This is a genomic window from Micromonospora sp. CNZ303 (assembly GCF_004345505.1).
Genome location: NZ_SLVT01000004.1, coordinates 274,003 through 290,663, shown reverse-complemented (window position 1 = coordinate 290,663; position 16,661 = coordinate 274,003). Strand labels below are relative to the sequence as shown.

Sequence of the window (16,661 nt, the reverse complement as noted above, 5' to 3'; positions counted from 1 at the left end):
GGAATTAACGGTCAGACCCCGACCGGCAGTGCCGCACGGATCAGTGAATCGTAGGTCTCGGTGCTGCGTTCCAACTCCACTTCCAAGGAGCGGGCGAAGCGGTCAAGGTCTCGCTGCACCTCAGCGGCCGGGCGCTGCCCGCCGACCATCGCCTCGATCTCGAAGAATGCACCCAGCCCGCGCACCTCATCGAGGCAGAGCGACATCTGCCCGAGTCGGGCGGTACGCCGAGTCTTCACGATGCGCACCGTGGGATAGAAACCCATCGCCAGGATCGCCTCGTGCATCTGGTCCCGGCCGAGCACCTCTGTCTCGTGCTCCTGACAGGCCAGCTCGTTGTCGAGCGGCTTCTTGACGCAGAAGACGTGCCGCCCGTCCTCCGTCCGCAGGCGGGCGAACACCGCGCCCGCCTTGCTCTGCCCGTACGTCCAGCCGACGGCCGCGTACGCCTGGTCGTCCTGGTGCACCGGCTTCGAGAAAGTAGCTCCCCGGGCTTCGAGCGCCTCGGCCAGCACATCGGGATCGTTGACCCGGTACTTGACCTCGATTTCCCGGAGCCCGTCGGTCATCACATCTCCATGGCTGCGTGGTCGTGGACCCCGGTCACTCAACCACAGGGCCGGGCCGTTGCGGTCTCGACACTCTGCCATGTGGTCGAGTCGGTTGAAACCAGCGCGTCCTTCACAAACTGCCGAGCGAACGACGCACCCGGCGCCCGGCTGGCGGCAGGGCGGGCATGACCTGTTCAGTCACGCCCGCCCTGCCGTCATCGGTCAGCCGACGCGCTGGCGGGGGCGGGTCAGTGCGAAGCCGACCACGCCCGCGACGGCGGCCAGGATGCCGCCGCCGATGGTCCAGTACCAGCGGGACGACAGGCTCGGCCATTGCACCCAGTCGAACCAGCCGTCCTCCTCGTCACCGGCCGCCCCCGGGGCCGGGGTGCCGGCGGTCGGATCGCCGGCGAGCACCTTGCCCGGGTTGACCGCCGGGACCAGGGGCTCCTTCAGGTCGCCGCCCTCCGGCTCGGTGTCGCCGTCGGACTCCACTCCGACCAGCAGGCTCACCTCGATCGGCAGGCCCAGCTCCTGCTCTGGCAACTCGATGCCGGACAGCCGGACGTAGTAGGTGCCCGGCAGCGGGTCACCCGACCACGGCTCGGCCCACGAGCGCACCTGGCGCAGCTCGCAGTCGAGTTCGACGGTGGCGGCGCTCTTCGACGCCACCGGGGTCTGCGCCCCCGCGACACACGCCTGCCGGCGGCGCAGCCCGTCGAAGACCTCGACCGTCCAGGTGGAGTCGCCCTTCCGGCTCGCCGCGGCGGGCAGCGACACGGTGGCCGCCACGTGATGGGTGTCCCCCGCCGCAGCCGTGAACGACCAGTACAGGTAGTCGCCCACGGAGGCGCCGACCCGTACCGGCTGGCCGGGGCTGATCCCGGCGGCGGTGAGGAACGAGGTGCCGGCCTTGTTGATGGTGGCGGCCCCCGGCGACGGGGTGGGGGTGTCCGCACCGGCGGCGGCCGGCAGCGCGACGGCGACACCGGTGGCGGCGAGCAGCACCGCCGCCCGGCGGGCCGGGGTCAGGGCCTTCGGCATCCTCATCGGGTCCTCCAGACCGCTACCCACCAACGGGTCAGCCAACCAACGATCAACCCACTGAGCAGGCCCGCGAGCATGAGTACGCCCAGCAGCACCCAGCCCCGGCCGAGACCCGGGCTGTTCGGGGCGGGCGACGCGTCGACCAGGTCGACGGTCAGTTCGAGCGGCATGCCCGGAGCCTGACCGGCGCCCGCCTTCGCGGAGAACGAGTTGCTCACCACGAGGCACACGACGGTGGGCTCGGGAGCCTTCTCCGTCGAGTCCGAGAACATGCCACCCTTGTCGGCGTCCTCCGGCTCCCTCTCGTCCTCGTCGTCCGCCGCCGACCAGCGCACGCCGGTCGACAGCACGTCGGTACGACCACTGCCGGCGTCGTTGCCCCGGACCAGTTCCCGCCCGTCGGTGGCGGTGGCCCGCAGCAGTACGCCGTAATCCCGGTTCAACGGCCGGTCCAGGCCGATGCTCACCGAGGCCCGCAGCTCCTGCCCCGGCTGGACCGGGATCCGGTACCACCGGTGCTCCTCGAAGCGCTCCCGGTCGGTGTAGACACCGGGGGTGAGCACGGGGGCCTTGGCGCAGACGTCGGTGCCGGCCACCTTCGCCGGCGTCTTCGTGTGCGTGTCCTTGGCCCGTTCCACGATCTGCTTGATCCGCCGGGTCAGGTCGTCCTTGCTCTGCGCGGAGGTGTACGTCCCGCCGGTCGCCGAGGCGATGCAGACGAGCTGCTTGCGTACCTTCTCGTCCGGGATGAGGCCGAGCGTGTCGACCACCAGTTTGGTGCCCTGGGCGGCCAGCTCGCGGGCCACCTCGCAGGGGTCCGGCGGCGCGCAGGTGTCCTCGCCGTCGGTGATGAGCACGATGCGCCGCGTGGTCTCGCCGGTGCCGAGGTCCTTCGCCGCCTCGCGCAGAGCCAAGCCGACGGGGGTGAAGCCGGTCGGGCGCAGGGTGGCGATGGCGTTCTTGGCCTTCACCCGGTCGACGGGTCCGACCGGTACGAGCTGCTGGGTGTCCTGGCAGCCGACCTTCTTGTCGTCGCCGCCGTAGGTGGCGCCGAGGACACGGATGCCGAGATCCGTCGTCTCGGGCAGCGCGTCCACGACGTCGTTGAACGCCTCCTGGGCGACCGCGATACGGGAACGTCCGCCGATGTCCTTGGCGCGCATCGAGCCACTGACGTCGAGCACCAGCTCCACTTTGGGCGGCTCGACGGGTTCGGTCTCGTGCTCGTCGGCGTAGGCGGGAGGCACGCCCAGTGTCGGGAAGGCGACCAACAGTCCTAACAGGACCGCCGGGAGCCGTCGTTTGATGATCACGGAGACCGATCCTAGTGATCACCAAGCTCGCGACTGATCGGGCGGCCCCACAGCCCTCCACTGAGGATCAGCCGGCCTGGCGGACCCGTGAGCGTTCCTCGGCGTGCCGGGTCTGCCAGGTGCGCAGCGCCTCCTTGATGCGGTGGTTCTCGGCTCGGGTGAGGTCGAGCTGGCGGGTGCGGTCGCGCAGCTCGTGGGCGAGGCGGCACAGCAGGGCGTCGACCTCGTCGACCCGGTAGCCGCGCCGGCCGATCGGCGTACGCGGCAGGGTGACGTCGAGGACCCGGTCGGGGGTGAGTGGGCCGGGCAGGGCGTGCCGGCTGCGGTAGACGGCCATCAGGGCACCAGCTCCGCCGGCAGGTGGATGCGGTCGGCGGGCACCCCCACGGCGAGCAGCCGCAGCCGCGCGCCGGCGAGCATCGGGGGCGGCCCGCAGACGTACACGTGGTCCTCGGGGCGGTGGTGGTCGAGGGCGATCGTGAGGGCGTCGCCCTGCTCGGCGGGCTCGGCGCCGGGATCCTGGCTGAACGCGGGCACGACGGTCAGCCAGTCGTGGGCCTGCTGGAGCTTGTCGAGGGCTGGCGCGTCGTACAGGTCCGCGAAGGTGCGCGCGCCGACGACCAGGGTCACCCGCCGGCAGTCGGGCGCGGCGGCGACTTGCTCGACCAGGGCGCGCAGCGGCGCCAGCCCGGTACCCCCGGCCACGAGCAGCAGGTCCCGCCGCGCAGACGGGTCCAGGCTGAGGCCGGCGTCGCGCGGCGGGCCGAGGTGGAGCAGCTCGCCGGGGCGTACGTCGTGGACGAGGCTGTGGGCGACGGCCCCGGCGGCGACGGCGCGGACGTGCAGCTCGACGGTGCCGTCGGGGCGCGGCGCGTTGGCCGGGGAGAGCCAGCGCCAGCGGCCCGGCCGGCGCGGCGCGCAGACCGGCACCGCCTGGCCGGGCCGGAAGGGCAGGCGCTGCCAGGGGCGTACGGTCAGGATCGCGATCGTGTCGCACGGCCGGTCGTGGCCGATCACCTCGGCGGGGCACCAGGCCGGGCCGTCCTCGGCGCGGGCGACGGCGCGCCGCACGGCCTCGTCGGCGCGGCGGCCGGCGTGCTCCCAGGCGTCGGCGAGCCGCGGCGTCCACCGTGGCCGGGCACGCCGGGCGACGGCGGCGAGCAGCGCGTCGCCGATCGTGGCGGCGTGCGGCAGCAGGCCAAGCTGGCGGTACGCGCGGCCGAGCACCGCCAGCAGCGCCGCCCGCCCGGCCGGGTCGTCGCCGCCGACCGTGAGGCGGCCGAGCGCGGCGAAGAGCAGCGGCGCGTCCCGCTCGGGCAGCAGGCCGGGACGGCGGTCCTCCAGCGTGCACCAGAAGCCGTCGGCGCCCCGCTCGACGGCTGCCTCCCAGGCGTCGGCGATGCTCACGCGCCCACCTCGCCGGCGAAGGCCCGGCGGGCTCGGTCGATCCGCTCGTCGGGCACGTCGAGCGCCCAGAGCACCCCCGCCAGGTAGTCGACGACGCGCCGGTGCTGCTCCTCCGACAGGCCGAACCCGCGCCACGGGTCCTCTCTTGGCTGGCCTTCGACGGCTGCGGCGAGGCCCGCCGCCAGGTGCGCGCCGAGCCGCTCCAGGTCGACCCCGATGAGGTACGGCGACAGCTCCGCGTCCGCCACCACGAGCCGCAGCCACCGCCCGACCACCTCCTGCACGCTCACGCCCACTCCTCACGGGGATGTGTAAGGAAGGTGCCCTTGTTAACGGATTCGGTAGAGGAAGGGCCCCTTGCCAACGGTTTCGAGTGGCGCCGGGGCGGGCGGGAGCGGAGCTGTGTCGTTCGGGTCGACGCAGCTCCGGAGCCAGCACCCGCCCCGGGCCATGCGTCGACCTTCGGCTCCGGCCAAGGCTCCCGCTATGCCGCGATCACCGTGACAGCGATGCACGCTGCGCATTCGGTTCGTCACTCACGCCTCTTGGTCGCGGCTGCGCAGTCGAGAACGGCACGAATACGCGCTGCGCACATCGGCCCCGCACAGAGTGATATCGGTGGATAGAGTCCCCGAGGCGAGATCGACGCGGCAACAAGGAGAATCCCCATGAACAGACATGCCCGATGGATGCTCAGCGCCCTCGCCGTTCCGCTCGTGATGCTGACGGGGTACGGCATCGCTCGGGTGGGCGACGCCCCTACGCACCAGGCAGCCGCCCCGGTAGGCAGTGTGGCCGAGTATCCGTCGATGACCGCGCTCCGCAAGGTCGAACAGGCGGGCGTCGCCTACGAGCTGAGCTGGAAGATCACCAGCTCGCCGCTGATCGTCGTCGCCCCGCACGGCGGCTCGATCGAGTCGCGCACCAGCGAGATCGCGGGCGCGATCGCGGGCACAGTCCACACGCAGTGCCAGTTCAAGGGCATGCTGCCGGCCGGTCAGAACTTCCCGCGGCTACACGTCACGAGCGAGAACTGGGACGTCGAGGAGTGCCTGATCCTGATCGGCCAGCGGACCCACGCACTGTCGGTGCACGGCACTTCCAAGCCGGGCAAGGTCGTCTACATCGGCGGACGGGACACCGCCACCGGCGCGGAGCTGGCGACAGCCCTGAGCGCCGCCGGCTTCAGCGTCGTCCAGCCCGCGCCGGCGGACATCGCCGGCACGTCCACCGCGAACTTCGTCAACAAGGACGCCGACGGTGCCGGCGTTCAGCTTGAGCTGACGTCCGACCTACGGATGGAGCTGTTCCCGACCAAGGACGGGCCGTCCTCGACGAGCGGGCAGGCGTTCGTCGCAGCCGTGCAGGGCGTGTACGCCTGACAGGCCGCCACCTCGACGCACAGGTCTCACCCAGGCTGTGGCCGGATTGTCGGGTGGCGGATGACTTCGCGAGGATCATCGATATGCGCGCTGCGTGAACCGCGTCTGCACGGAGCGGCTTCAATGGATAGGCTCGACGAGGCGAGACGGACGGAGCCACCTGCGCATGGCGAGGTTGCCGGTGACACACGCGAACTGCCCCCGGTGTGGCGGACGACTGGCCCGCGACAACGACAGCGGGCGCTGCGCGCCGTGCCAGGCCGCCGAGCGGGACAGGCTAAGCGCACCGCCAGTGGTGCCGGCGAGCTTCTGGGAGCATGAGCCGGTTCGACGGGCATTGGCGGAGCGGCACCTCGGACGGGTGATCCGGGCGTACCGGTGTCATCCGTACCACGGGCGGGCCGCGCTGCCGCAGACCGTGGTGGCGGGGTGGCTGGGAATCACGCAGGCGCAGCTCAGCCGGGTGGAGAACGGGCCGCCGCTGGTGCACCTGGATCGGCTGGCGCACTGGACGCAGTTGCTCCGGGTCCCGCCCCGCTTCCTGTGGTTCAGTCTCCCCGCCCGGTTGACCAAGGTTGCGGAGCGCGACCCCGTACCCGTGAAAGAAGCCGGACCGACAGAGACGCCGGCGCGGACTGATGCCGACCTCGCGGCATCGAGCCAAGGAGGTGGCACTACGGACCGCCGACAGTTCCATGCCCTCGCCGCACTCGCGGGCATCGCCGCGACCGGTTCCCTCGACCTGCTTGCCGTACCCCACAACACGGCCAGAAGCATCAGCATGGAGCAGGTTCGCGCCGTCGGCTCGCTGGTGGACGAGTTCCGCCGCACTGATGCAGCGGTCGGTGCCAACCAGCTCTGCGGCCTCGCTGTCCGGATGCACGCCCGGCTCTCGGAGTGGGCGGCGAAGGCCACCTACAGCCGGGACGTCGGCGAAGCCCTCCAGGCCACCCTCGCCGACCTGGCCATAGAGACGGCCTGGCTCACGATCGACGCGAATCGCCGCCCGGAAGCCAGGGCCTACCTGAACGAAGCGATCACCAGAGCCCGCTTCTCCGACGATCCGCGGATGGAGGTACGTGCATTCGCCTACCTCGCGCTGCTGGCCCGTCAGGACCGCCCCGGCGAGTCGCTGCACGCCGTCGAAGCGGCACTCCGCTCCTCCGCCGGGTGGGGCACCCCACGACTGGCCACGCTGCTGCACTTGCGTGCTGCGAGAACGTACGCCGCCCTGAACGACATGAGCGGCTTCCACCGGGCGATGAGCAAGGCTCAACGCGAGTTCGAACGCGGCACCAGTGAGGACGACATGCCGTTCCTTCACTTCGTCACCGCGCAGGAGATCAAGGGCATCGAGGGCCTCGCCTACCTCGCCCTGGGCAGGCCCGAACGCGCCGCCGACGCCTTCCGAACCATCACGGCGAACCCCTCCCCCGTTCTCCGGCGCAACCACATCTACTACACGGTCCAACTCGCCGACGCCGCCTGCCGGCAGGGCAACCTCGACGAGGCTGCTTGGACGGCAATGAACCTGCTGCCTGAACTTGGTCAGGTGAGTTCCGGGCGGGTGAGCCTCCACCTCGCGCAGCTCCGGTCCAGCCTGGGGCAACCGCAGCGGGCGACGGCCGCGACCCGAAAGTTCGTCGAGGCGTACGACCAGGCGGTGAACGCCTGATCGAGGGCTTGGAACTGCGGCACCACACCACCGACCAGGCGGCCGGACTTACCGATCGGCTCGTCGAGCTCTACCTGACGGTGTACGCGGACGGCGGCGAGTTCCACAGCGAGGACCGTTACCGCCGCCAGCTTGCCGGCCACATGCAGCGCGACGGCTGGGACCTCGTCACCGCCACGGCCGACGGCGAGCTGGTGGGATACATCTACGGCTTCCCGCTGCCCGCCGAGACCAGGTGGTGGGGCGGCATCCACGAGCCGGTCCCGGCCGGGTTCACCGACGAGGACGGGAAGCGGACCTTCGCCATCAGCGAGTTGATGGTGGCCCCTGGCTGGCGCCGCAGAGGAATCGCCAAGTCGCTGCACGACGAGCTACTCGCTGGGCGTGCCGAGGAACGGGCCACCCTCTTGGCTGATCCAGACAACACTCCAGCCCAGGCGGCCTACCAGAGTTGGGGCTGGCGAAAGATCACCACGCTCCGGCCTGATTGGGAGCAGGCACCCACGTACGACGTCCTGGTGAAGCAGATTTCACCGAGCCACCGGAGCAGACAGGCCAGGTAGAGAACGGCCGATTCCGCCCGCTGCACCCAATCCACCAGTGAGCCTTTTTCATCCTGCCCTTGCAGGTCAGAGGCGGGGTGTGTAGCCCGGGGATCGATGAGGGCGAGGCTCCAGGTAAGACAGCAAATCGACCAAAACCCGATGCCCCGACCGGGAGCCTCGCCTGTGCTGTCTTACCCGTCCACGATCTCGTTGTCCAGCCGGACCCTCAACCACCTCGCCGATTGCATCCGCCAGCACCGTAACCAGCAACGATCCAGGTGGCGGCGCCTCGATGCGGGACGCCAGGCGCTACTCGCCCTTGCCCATCTGCGTAACGGCGACACTTATACTCGGCTGGCCTGCGGGTTTGCGATCGGCGTCGCCTGGCGCTACGTGCAGGAAGCGATCGCCCTGCTCGCGGCATCCGCCGACGACCTGGTCACCGCGATGAAGCGGATCCGCATGCTGGCGTACGCGATCCTGGACGGCACGCTGATCCCGATCGACCGGGTCGCCGACCAGAAGCCCTACTACTCGGGAAAACACAAACGCCACGGCGTGAACGTGCAGGTCATCGCCGACGCAGCGGGCCGCCTCGTCTGGGCTTCGCCCGCGCTACCGGGATCGGCTCACGACCTGACCGCTGCCCGCATCCATGGCATCCTCGACGCGTTGACCAGCGAAAACGTGATGACCTTCGCCGACAAGGGCTATCAGGGCGCCCGCGGCAGCGTGCGCACTCCGTTCAAGCGGCACCGCTTCCGGCCGAGGCTGTCACGCAGGCAGAGAGCCGTGAACCGCGCCCACGCGAAGATCCGCGCCCGCGGTGAGCGAGCGATTGCCACGCTCAAGACCTGGAAGATCCTGGTCAAGCTGCGCTGCTGCCCACGCCGAGCCACCGCGATCGTCCAGGCGATCCTCGTCCTGCACCAAACCGAATCCAACCGCTACACAGGATGAAAAGGGCTCAATGATGGGACCACCCGCCTAGGTTCCGAGAGGCCATCACTATCCCTCCGCAGGCAGCGACTATGCAGCCATCGGGGCGTAGACGCCTCCGTCGCCGATCACGCCATGGTTAGCCATAGGCCGCGCGCTGCACCGCCGACCGATCATATGGCTACTGCCTCGCACCTTTGGCGCCTGGCCGTCTCCGAACCGACACCCATTGACCCCAACACCTATCTATCTGTCGGATATCCGCCACAAGCCCAAGCAGCGAGCCGACAGTGGATGCTTCGACGGCCAAATGATGACATCTCGGCTCTATCCGCCAGTCTCCTGGACGGGACTCACCGACCCCCAATCTTTCGGCACCGTCGCCCGTTAACTTGATGATCTTCGAGGACTGGTAGCGCAGCCACCGTCTCGGTAGCGTGCCGTGGCTGGGAGCGAAAGGTTCTCTTAATAGGACCGAGACTCCCCGGTGACATAGCCGGCCGCGCGGGGAGGGGCATGAATGTCGGTCAGCTCGGTGGATGCGCTTCAACCGCCGTTCGGTACACAGGATCGGGTGACCACCGCCTCCGCGCCACATCCGGGACAGCTCGTCACAGTCCGGGGTCGACGCTGGGTCGTGGCGGATCGGTTGCCCAGCACCATCACTTCTGACCGGGCCGCGAACGGTGCTGGGACACCCGAGAATCTGGTGACACTCAGCTCGATCGAGGATGACAGCTTCGACGAAACGATGAGCGTGGTGTGGGAGGTCGAATCCGGCGCCCGAGCTCATGAGTCATCGGAACTTCCGATCCTCGGCGAAGGCCGGACGTTGGACGATCCGCAGACGCTGGACGCCTTCCTCGACGCCGTCCGCTGGGGCGCGCTCACCAGCGCCGACCGGAGTCTGTTGCAGGCACCGTTTCGCAGCGGGATCGACATCGAGCCGTACCAACTGGACCCCTTGGTGCGCGCCCTTTCGATGCCACGGGCGAACCTGCTGATCGCCGATGATGTCGGGCTCGGCAAGACGATCGAAGCGGGCCTGGTCATCCAGGAGCTGATTCTGCGCTACCGGGCTCGGACGGTGCTGGTCGTATGCCCCGCCAGCCTCTGCATCCAGTGGCAGGAGCAGATGCAGGAGAAGTTCGGTCTGGAGTTCCGGGTGCTGGACACTGAACTGGTCCGCAGCCTGCGCCGCGAGCGGGGGGTGCGGGTTAACCCGTTTACGCACTTCCCGCGCCTGATCATGAGCATCGACTGGCTAAAGCGGGACCGGCCCATGCGGATGCTGCGGGACGTGTTGCCCAAGGAGTTCCGGCTGCCGCGAGCGTTCGACATGCTCGTGGTGGATGAGGTGCATTCGTGCGCCCCGACGGGCCAGGGTAAGTACGCAGTCGACTCGTTACGGACGAAGGCGATCCGTGAGCTGGCACCACACTGCGAGCATCGGCTTTTTCTATCGGCGACTCCGCATAACGGCTATCTTGAATCGTTCACCGCACTGCTTGAGCTCCTGGACGACCAGCGCTTCGCTCGGGGTGTGCCGCCGGACGAGCGGCAGCTCAAGCAGATCATGGTGCGCCGGCTCAAGTCAGAACTGACTACCGCGTTCGACGGCCGTCCCCTCTTCCCGCCTCGCCGGATCGTCGCCCTACCGGTCGACTACACCTCGGAGGAGCGGCAGGTCCACGAGGATCTGCGCGCCTACACCGACTCGCGAGTGCGCCGCACCGCAGCCGACGGGGAGGCAGCACGGGTGGCGGCAGAGTTCTCGCTGACCACCCTGAAAAAGCGGCTCTTCTCTTCCCCAGCTGCCTTCGCCCGCACCCTGGCCACCCACATCGCGTCTCAGGAGAACGGCCGCCAGGCAAAGGAGAAGCAGCCACGGATCTCGGTGCTGCGGGATGCCTTCGCCGCGGTCGAGGACGCCCTCGACACTGAGGTCGACGACGACAGCTCGTACGAGAACCTGTCCCGTCGGGCGTTGGTGGCAGCCGGCGACGCGGAACCGACGCTCACGAGCGCAGACCGTGAGCTGCTTGATCGGATGACGCTCTGGGCCGAACGGGCGAAACACCAGGCGGACAGCAAGCTCGGCCTTTTCCTCTCGTGGCTGGACGACATCAGCGGACCGGACCGTGACGAGCGGGTCATCGTTTTCACCGAGTATCGGGACACTCTGCGCTGGTTGCAGGAACAGTTGGAGGCGCACGGCTACGGCGTCGACAACCGGATCGAGGTACTGCACGGTGGGCTAGACACCCGCGAGCGGGACCGGATCAAGAAGGACTTCCTCGCCGCTGACTCCCCCATCCGGATCTTGTTGGCAACGGACGCTGCGAGCGAGGGCATCGACCTCCAGGAACGCTGCCACCGGCTGGTGCACTGGGAGATTCCGTGGAATCCCAACCGGCTTGAGCAGCGCAACGGCCGGATCGACCGGCATGGCCAGCAGGCGGACGAGGTGCTCATCCATCACTTCGTCGGTGCCGGGTTCACCGAGGGTGCCTCATTCGATGTCCGGCCCGGTTCACTCGACGGCGACCTGCACTTCCTCGCGCAGGCCGTACGAAAGGTCGAACAGATCCGGACTGATCTCGGCAGCGTCGGACCGGTCATCGCCGACCAGGTCACCGAGGCGATGTTGGGACGGCGGCGCACCGGACTGGACACATCCACCGCAGAGCGCGACGCCGCCAAGCGAGCCGTGCTCGCGGTGGAGCGGCAGCTCGCCGCCGAAGTGGGGAAGCTGGTCGGGAAGCTGCACGAGAGTCGCGCCGGACTCCGGCTACACCCGGAGGCAGTGCGCCGGGTAGTCGAGGTAGGCCTGCGGTTGGGCCGCCAGCAGCCGCTGGCCCCCACGACCGTCCCTGGTTTCGCAGGTGAATTCTTCACCGTGCCACCGCTCGCCGATGACTGGGCCCGGGCGGTGGCTGGCATCGTGCACCCACGCACCGGGCGAGCGCGACCAGTGACGTTCGACGACGCCGCCACGAAGCCGACGGATCAGCGGCACAGCCGCCAGGATGTGGTGCACCTGCACCTGGGGCATCCGCTGGTGCAGCAGTGCCTGCGCCTGCTGCGGGCTGAGGTGTGGTCCGGCGGTCGGGAGGCCAAGCTGTCCCGGGTCACCGCCCGGGTCGTGCCGGACGACGCGCTGGCCGAGCCCGCCGTGCTGGCCCACGGCCGGCTGGTGGTGACCGGCGGCGCAGGTACGCGCCTGCACGAGCAGATCATCACCGCCGGCGGTTGGCTCCGACAGGGGCGCTTCGCCTCCTTCGGCACAGTGCGGGAGACCGAACAGGCAGTGGCCGTTGCTCGGGACAGCACCGCACCACTCGATCCAGAGTTCGCCGAGCGCCTGACCGAGCTGCTGCCGAAGGTCAGCAAGGCGCTGATTAAGGCGCTGGAACGCCGACGGGACGAGCGACAGGGTGGCATCGAACGGATGCTGGAGGCCAACGCCGAACAGGAGGCAACCGCTGCCGAGGAGACCCTGCGCGAGTTGAGTGCTGCCATCCGGAAGGCGTTGCACGACAACCCGCACGAGCAGTTGGCACTCTTCGACCTGAGCAGTGACGAACGGTTGCAGCTGCACCGCGACCGGGAGGCGCTGCTGGACCGATTGGACCGAATCCCGGACGACATCGCCCAGTCCCGCGAGGCCATTAGACGCCGCTACGCCGACCCGACACCCCGGTTTTTCCCGGTGGCCCTGGAGTTCCTGATCCCAAGGAGGGCCACCCGATGACCGCCAAATCCCGCCGACCCGGCGCGCGTAGCACCCGAGCCGGGCAGAGGATCAGCCCGCACGCCGAGTGGCTGGCGCTGGTCGAGACCATCGAACCCTTCCTCGACCTGGACGTCCTCGACGCCGCGCTGCCACAGGGCTGCGCGCCGGTGCGGAGCGTGGTCCGGGACAGACTGGCACTGGCTATCGAGGAGCTACGCGCCGAGCCGGCCAAGGTAGAGCTCTTCGTAGAGTTCGTCCTCCGCGAGGTCTTGGAGTGGGACCTCGACGGCGACCCCGCGTATGGAGCTGCGGTGCGGGACTCCGCTGTCCCTGGCGCACTCGCCTACCGACCGCCAGCAGCCGGCGAGACCCTTCGTCCGGACATCGTGCTCATGGCCAACAGCTCCCCCGAGGTGCTGGTGGCACGCTGGCCCAGCGACACGCGGCTCGACAAGGTGCTGCCCGACCGCGCCTGGGCGGCCTCGCCGGTCGACCGGATGGTGGAGCTGTGCCGGGCAACCGGCAATCCCGTCGGAGTGGTTACCAACGGCTGGCGGTGGTCGGTAGTGCACGCCGCCGCGGACCTACCGGTTGGCGTGGCCACCTTTGACGCGGAGATCTGGGTCGACGAACCGGTCACCCTCTCCGCCTTCGCCGAACTACTAGGCGGGGCCCGGTGGTTCAGCCGGCCCGACGACGAGCACCTGAGTGCACTGCTGCACGAGAGCGGCAACCGTGAGGAGGCAGTCACCGGGCAGCTCGGCGCGCAGGTCCGCTCCGCCGTCGAGCACCTGGTCGACGCACTCTCCCGTTCCGACCGGGAAATCGGTGGCGCGGTGCTCGCCGAGGTGTCACCGCGCGAGGTGTACCGGGGCGCCGTCACCGCCACCATGCGGATGGTCTTCCTCCTCTACGCCGAGGACCGTGGCCTGCTGCCCCTACAAGGCCTCTATGCCGAGTCGTACGCCATACACAGCCTCTTCGACCAGCTGCGCGGCGACGCCAACCGCCTCACCGAGGACATTCTGGACCGGCGACACTCCGCCTGGGGCCGCCTGCTGGCCACATCCCGCGCGGTTCATGGCGGATCGCGGCACGATGCATTGCGGCTCCCCGCGTACGGGGGCTCGCTCTTCGCACCGAGACGGTTCCCGTGGCTGGAACAGCTGCGGGTGGACGACCGCACCATGCTGCGGGTGCTGGACCGACTGCTGATGCTGCGCAGGGAGGGCCGCGCCAGCATCGAGGCGATGCCGCTCTCTTACCGCTCCCTGGACGTCGAGCAGATCGGGTACGTCTACGAGGGGTTGCTCGACCACTCCGGGCTCCGCGCAGAGGAGACAGTGCTGGCGCTGCGCGGGCCGGCACAGCCGGAGATTCCGCTCTCCAGGTTGGAGGCGCTGAATGACGTCGAGTTGATCGCGTACCTGGTGCGGGAGATGTCGCTGGGCAGCAAGCGCAAGGCCAACGCGGCCCAGGTGCAGCGCTGGCTCGCCGACGAGCCGGACGCGCCGAGCTTCGCCGACCTGCGCGCCGCCTGCGGCGGCGACGACGCGATCACCGCGCGGGTGCTGCCGTACTGGGGCTTGCTACGGCCCGATTTGCGCGGCGGACCGCTGGTGTACGGCGAGGGCACCGTCTACGTCACCCAGGTGGGTGATCGGAGGGCGGCCGGTGCGCACTACACCCCAAAGCACCTCGCCGAGGAGATCGTCAAACACACCCTCGACCCGCTCTGCTACTCCCCCGGCCCGGCTGACGGTCTCGGGCCGGACGACGAGTGGCGGGTCCGCCCGGCTAATGAACTGCTTGCCCTGCGGGTCGCTGACATCGCGGTTGGCTCCGGGGCGTTCCTGGTTTCCGCCTGCCGTTACCTGGCCAACCGCCTGGTCGAGGCGTGGCAGCGCGACGGCCTGCCGGACGATGTCCCTGACGGCGACAGCCCGGACGCCCAGGAGGAGCGGCTGCTCTACGCCCGCCGGCTGGTCACCGACCGCTGCCTCTACGGGGTGGACCGGGACGACATGGCCGTGGAGATGGCCAAGATGTCGATGTGGCTGGTCACGCTGGCCAAGAACCGGCCTTTCGAGTTCCTCGACCACGCGGTGCGCCGGGGCGACTCGCTGCTCGGCATCACCGACCTCGACCAGCTCCTGCACCTGCACCTCGACCCGGCGCAGGGCCGTAAGATCGCGGGTCACGTCACGTTCTTCGAAGACACCGTCGGGGTCATGTCGAGCGAGGTCAAGGGCGCGCTCGGATACCGCCATGAGCTGGAGTCGATACCGGTCCGCGACGTCCGCAACGCCGAGGACAAGGCAGCGCTGTTGGCCAAGGCCGACGGCCACACCGAAGCGTTGAAGCTGATCGCCGACGGCGTGGTTGCCGCCGCACTGGCCCGGGGACGCTCGCCAATCGAATACGAGAATTCGCTTGCCACCGTCCGGGCTACACGCGAGGGGTATTGGCCGGCAAATCCGCCGCGCGGGAGACACTTAGGGCGCAGACGCAGGAGTGGCTGCAGGAGGGGCGGCCGGAGTCAGGCCCCGTCCGCGAGTGCTTTCACTGGCCGCTGGAATTCCCCGAAGTGATGGAGAACGGGGGCTTCGCCGCCGTCGTCGGCAACCCACCTTTCCAGGGCGGCAAGCGCATCTCGGGTCCTTATGGCACGGACTACCGTGGACACCTGGTCCGCTGGGTTGCCGGTGGACATGCTGGCAACGCCGACATGGTCGCTTACTTCTTCCTCAGGTCTGCTCAGGTAGCACGGGGAGGCCGGACCGGTCTAATCGCCACCAACACAATTAGTCAAGGCGATACCCGAGAGGTTGGCCTGGACCAATTGACTGGTGCAGGCTGGTCGATTGTTAGGGCGGTGAAGAGCATCCCTTGGCCTGGCGAGGCAACGCTAGAAGTGTCCAAGGTCTGGCTCGGTCGACCGAGCGACGCGGAACGAGTCGTGCTGGACGGCATCTCGGTACGGGGCATAACGCCCACTCTCGAGCCTCTCAGCAGGGCAAGCGGCACGCCACATCGACTCGCCACCAACGGTGGCGTCGCATATATCGGCTCCTTCGTTAATGGTATCGGATTCGTCGTTAGCGCTGAAGAAGCAGCGGAACTATGCAGGCGCGATCCAAAAAGCCGAGAAGTGCTTAGTTGGTACCTAAACGGCCAGGACTTAAACAGTTCGCCCGATCAGGCAGCCAGACGCCTCGTTATAAATTTCGGCGACACACCCTTGGCTCAGGCCAGGAAATACTCCTCCTGCATGGAGCAAGTCGAGCAGCTAGTTAAGCCCGGTCGCGATCGACTACCGCCCTATAAAGCGCGCGTCCGTGACGCATGGTGGAAGTTTGAACATCAAGCAGCCACCTTGTACAAGGCTATTGAAGGGCTAGATCGAGTACTAGCTATCGCCCGCGTCAGCAAGGCTGTTCTTCCTATTTTTGTTGCCACAAATCAAGTATTCAGTGAGCAGGTGGTGGTCATAGCAACCGCGGATGCAGCAGACCTAGCCTTACTGTCGAGCGCCCCCCATTACTGGTGGGCCATTGACCGAACGTCTACCTTGGAAACCCGGGTCCGATACAACCCCTCGGATGTGTTTGAGACGTGGACCCGACCGCAGTTGACGAACTGGGTACGGACGGCCGGGGAGCGGCTCGATTCGTACCGGCGGGAGCTCATGCTCAACCGAAACGAAGGGCTGACAAAGACATACAACCGGGTACACAACCCGGACGAGCGCGCCGTCGACATCGCCGAGTTGCGGGCAATCCACGTCGAGATCGACCACGCGGTGGCCGAAGCGTACGGCTGGCAGGACCTGACGCTGGATCACGACTTCCAAGAAACCCGGCAGGGCGTCCGCTACACGGTCGGTCCGACGGTCCGGCAGGAGATTCTGGACCGCCTGTTGGAGCTGAACTTCGCCCGCTTCGAGGAGGAGAAGAAGCGCGGCCTGCACAACAAGGGCAAGCCCGCGCGTGGCAAGCCGGCCAAGGTGCCGAAGCCGAGGTCTGCCGCTGATTCCGAGCAACTGCCAATTAACTGGGGATAGTCG

Annotated in this window: 13 protein-coding genes; 7 read left to right on the top strand and 6 right to left on the bottom strand. The window is 68.6% G+C overall.

Annotated elements, in window-relative coordinates:
* Positions 1-11 precede the first annotated feature (11 nt).
* From EV374_RS09680 to EV374_RS09655, 6 genes are all read right to left on the bottom strand, one after another.
* Positions 12-569: a CYTH domain-containing protein gene (locus EV374_RS09680; protein WP_132233716.1), complete on the bottom strand. Its 558-nt coding sequence runs from the start codon at positions 567-569 to the stop codon at positions 12-14.
* Between the two features lie 204 nt (positions 570-773).
* Positions 774-1,601, bottom strand: coding sequence for a peptidase (locus tag EV374_RS09675; protein WP_486485659.1), 828 nt, complete (start codon positions 1,599-1,601; stop codon positions 774-776).
* Positions 1,598-2,911 carry a VWA domain-containing protein gene (locus tag EV374_RS09670; protein WP_132233714.1) on the bottom strand — a complete coding sequence of 438 codons (1,314 nt, stop codon included), beginning with the start codon at positions 2,909-2,911 and terminating at the stop codon, positions 1,598-1,600. The genes EV374_RS09675 and EV374_RS09670 overlap by 4 nt, the downstream gene beginning before the upstream one ends.
* A gap of 67 nt (positions 2,912-2,978) precedes the next feature.
* Positions 2,979-3,248, bottom strand: a complete 270-nt coding sequence (locus EV374_RS09665) for a DivIVA domain-containing protein (protein ID WP_132233712.1) — start codon at positions 3,246-3,248, stop codon at positions 2,979-2,981.
* The gene (locus EV374_RS09660; protein ID WP_132233710.1) at positions 3,248-4,318 is read right to left on the bottom strand and encodes an FAD-binding oxidoreductase; all 1,071 of its coding nucleotides are present in this window, start codon (positions 4,316-4,318) and stop codon (positions 3,248-3,250) included. Before EV374_RS09660 ends, EV374_RS09665 begins: the two co-directional genes overlap by 1 nt.
* On the bottom strand, positions 4,315-4,608 hold the full coding sequence (locus tag EV374_RS09655) for a hypothetical protein (protein WP_132233708.1): 294 nt from the start codon (positions 4,606-4,608) through the stop codon (positions 4,315-4,317). The genes EV374_RS09660 and EV374_RS09655 overlap by 4 nt, the downstream gene beginning before the upstream one ends.
* 399 nt (positions 4,609-5,007) lie before the next feature.
* Here EV374_RS09655 and EV374_RS09650 point away from each other — a divergent pair, with 399 nt between their 5' ends.
* From EV374_RS09650 to EV374_RS09620, 7 genes are all read left to right on the top strand, one after another.
* On the top strand, positions 5,008-5,700 hold the full coding sequence (locus EV374_RS09650; protein ID WP_165947733.1) for a poly-gamma-glutamate hydrolase family protein: 693 nt from the start codon (positions 5,008-5,010) through the stop codon (positions 5,698-5,700).
* Positions 5,701-5,992: 292 nt separating this feature from the next.
* The gene (locus tag EV374_RS33310) at positions 5,993-7,375 is read left to right on the top strand and encodes a helix-turn-helix domain-containing protein (protein ID WP_486485658.1); all 1,383 of its coding nucleotides are present in this window, start codon (positions 5,993-5,995) and stop codon (positions 7,373-7,375) included.
* 8 nt (positions 7,376-7,383) lie between these two features.
* On the top strand, positions 7,384-7,938 hold the full coding sequence (locus tag EV374_RS09640) for a GNAT family N-acetyltransferase (RefSeq protein ID WP_486485657.1): 555 nt from the start codon (positions 7,384-7,386) through the stop codon (positions 7,936-7,938).
* A gap of 165 nt (positions 7,939-8,103) precedes the next feature.
* Entirely contained in the window at positions 8,104-8,880 is a 777-nt protein-coding gene (locus EV374_RS09635; protein ID WP_132233702.1) for a transposase family protein, read from the top strand.
* A gap of 499 nt (positions 8,881-9,379) precedes the next feature.
* A complete protein-coding gene (gene drmD, locus EV374_RS09630) occupies positions 9,380-12,613 on the top strand; it encodes a DISARM system SNF2-like helicase DrmD (protein WP_132233700.1) in 3,234 nt (1,077 codons plus the stop codon).
* Positions 12,610-15,186, top strand: coding sequence for a hypothetical protein (locus EV374_RS09625; protein WP_132233698.1), 2,577 nt, complete (start codon positions 12,610-12,612; stop codon positions 15,184-15,186). The genes drmD and EV374_RS09625 overlap by 4 nt, the downstream gene beginning before the upstream one ends.
* Positions 15,186-16,658, top strand: coding sequence for a type IIL restriction-modification enzyme MmeI (locus EV374_RS09620; RefSeq protein ID WP_486485681.1), 1,473 nt, complete (start codon positions 15,186-15,188; stop codon positions 16,656-16,658). The genes EV374_RS09625 and EV374_RS09620 overlap by 1 nt, the downstream gene beginning before the upstream one ends.
* The last annotated feature ends 3 nt before the right edge of the window (positions 16,659-16,661 follow it).

Coding starts and splice junctions, on each gene's coding strand:
- EV374_RS09680 (WP_132233716.1), bottom strand. CDS start 569: ATGACCGACGGGCTCCGGGAAATCGAGGTCAAGTACCGGGTCAACGAT.
- EV374_RS09675 (WP_486485659.1), bottom strand. CDS start 1,601: ATGAGGATGCCGAAGGCCCTGACCCCGGCCCGCCGGGCGGCGGTGCTG.
- EV374_RS09665 (WP_132233712.1), bottom strand. CDS start 3,248: ATGGCCGTCTACCGCAGCCGGCACGCCCTGCCCGGCCCACTCACCCCC.
- EV374_RS09650 (WP_165947733.1), top strand. CDS start 5,008: ATGCTCAGCGCCCTCGCCGTTCCGCTCGTGATGCTGACGGGGTACGGC.
- drmD (WP_132233700.1), top strand. CDS start 9,380: ATGTCGGTCAGCTCGGTGGATGCGCTTCAACCGCCGTTCGGTACACAG.
- EV374_RS09625 (WP_132233698.1), top strand. CDS start 12,610: ATGACCGCCAAATCCCGCCGACCCGGCGCGCGTAGCACCCGAGCCGGG.
- EV374_RS09620 (WP_486485681.1), top strand. CDS start 15,186: ATGGAGAACGGGGGCTTCGCCGCCGTCGTCGGCAACCCACCTTTCCAG.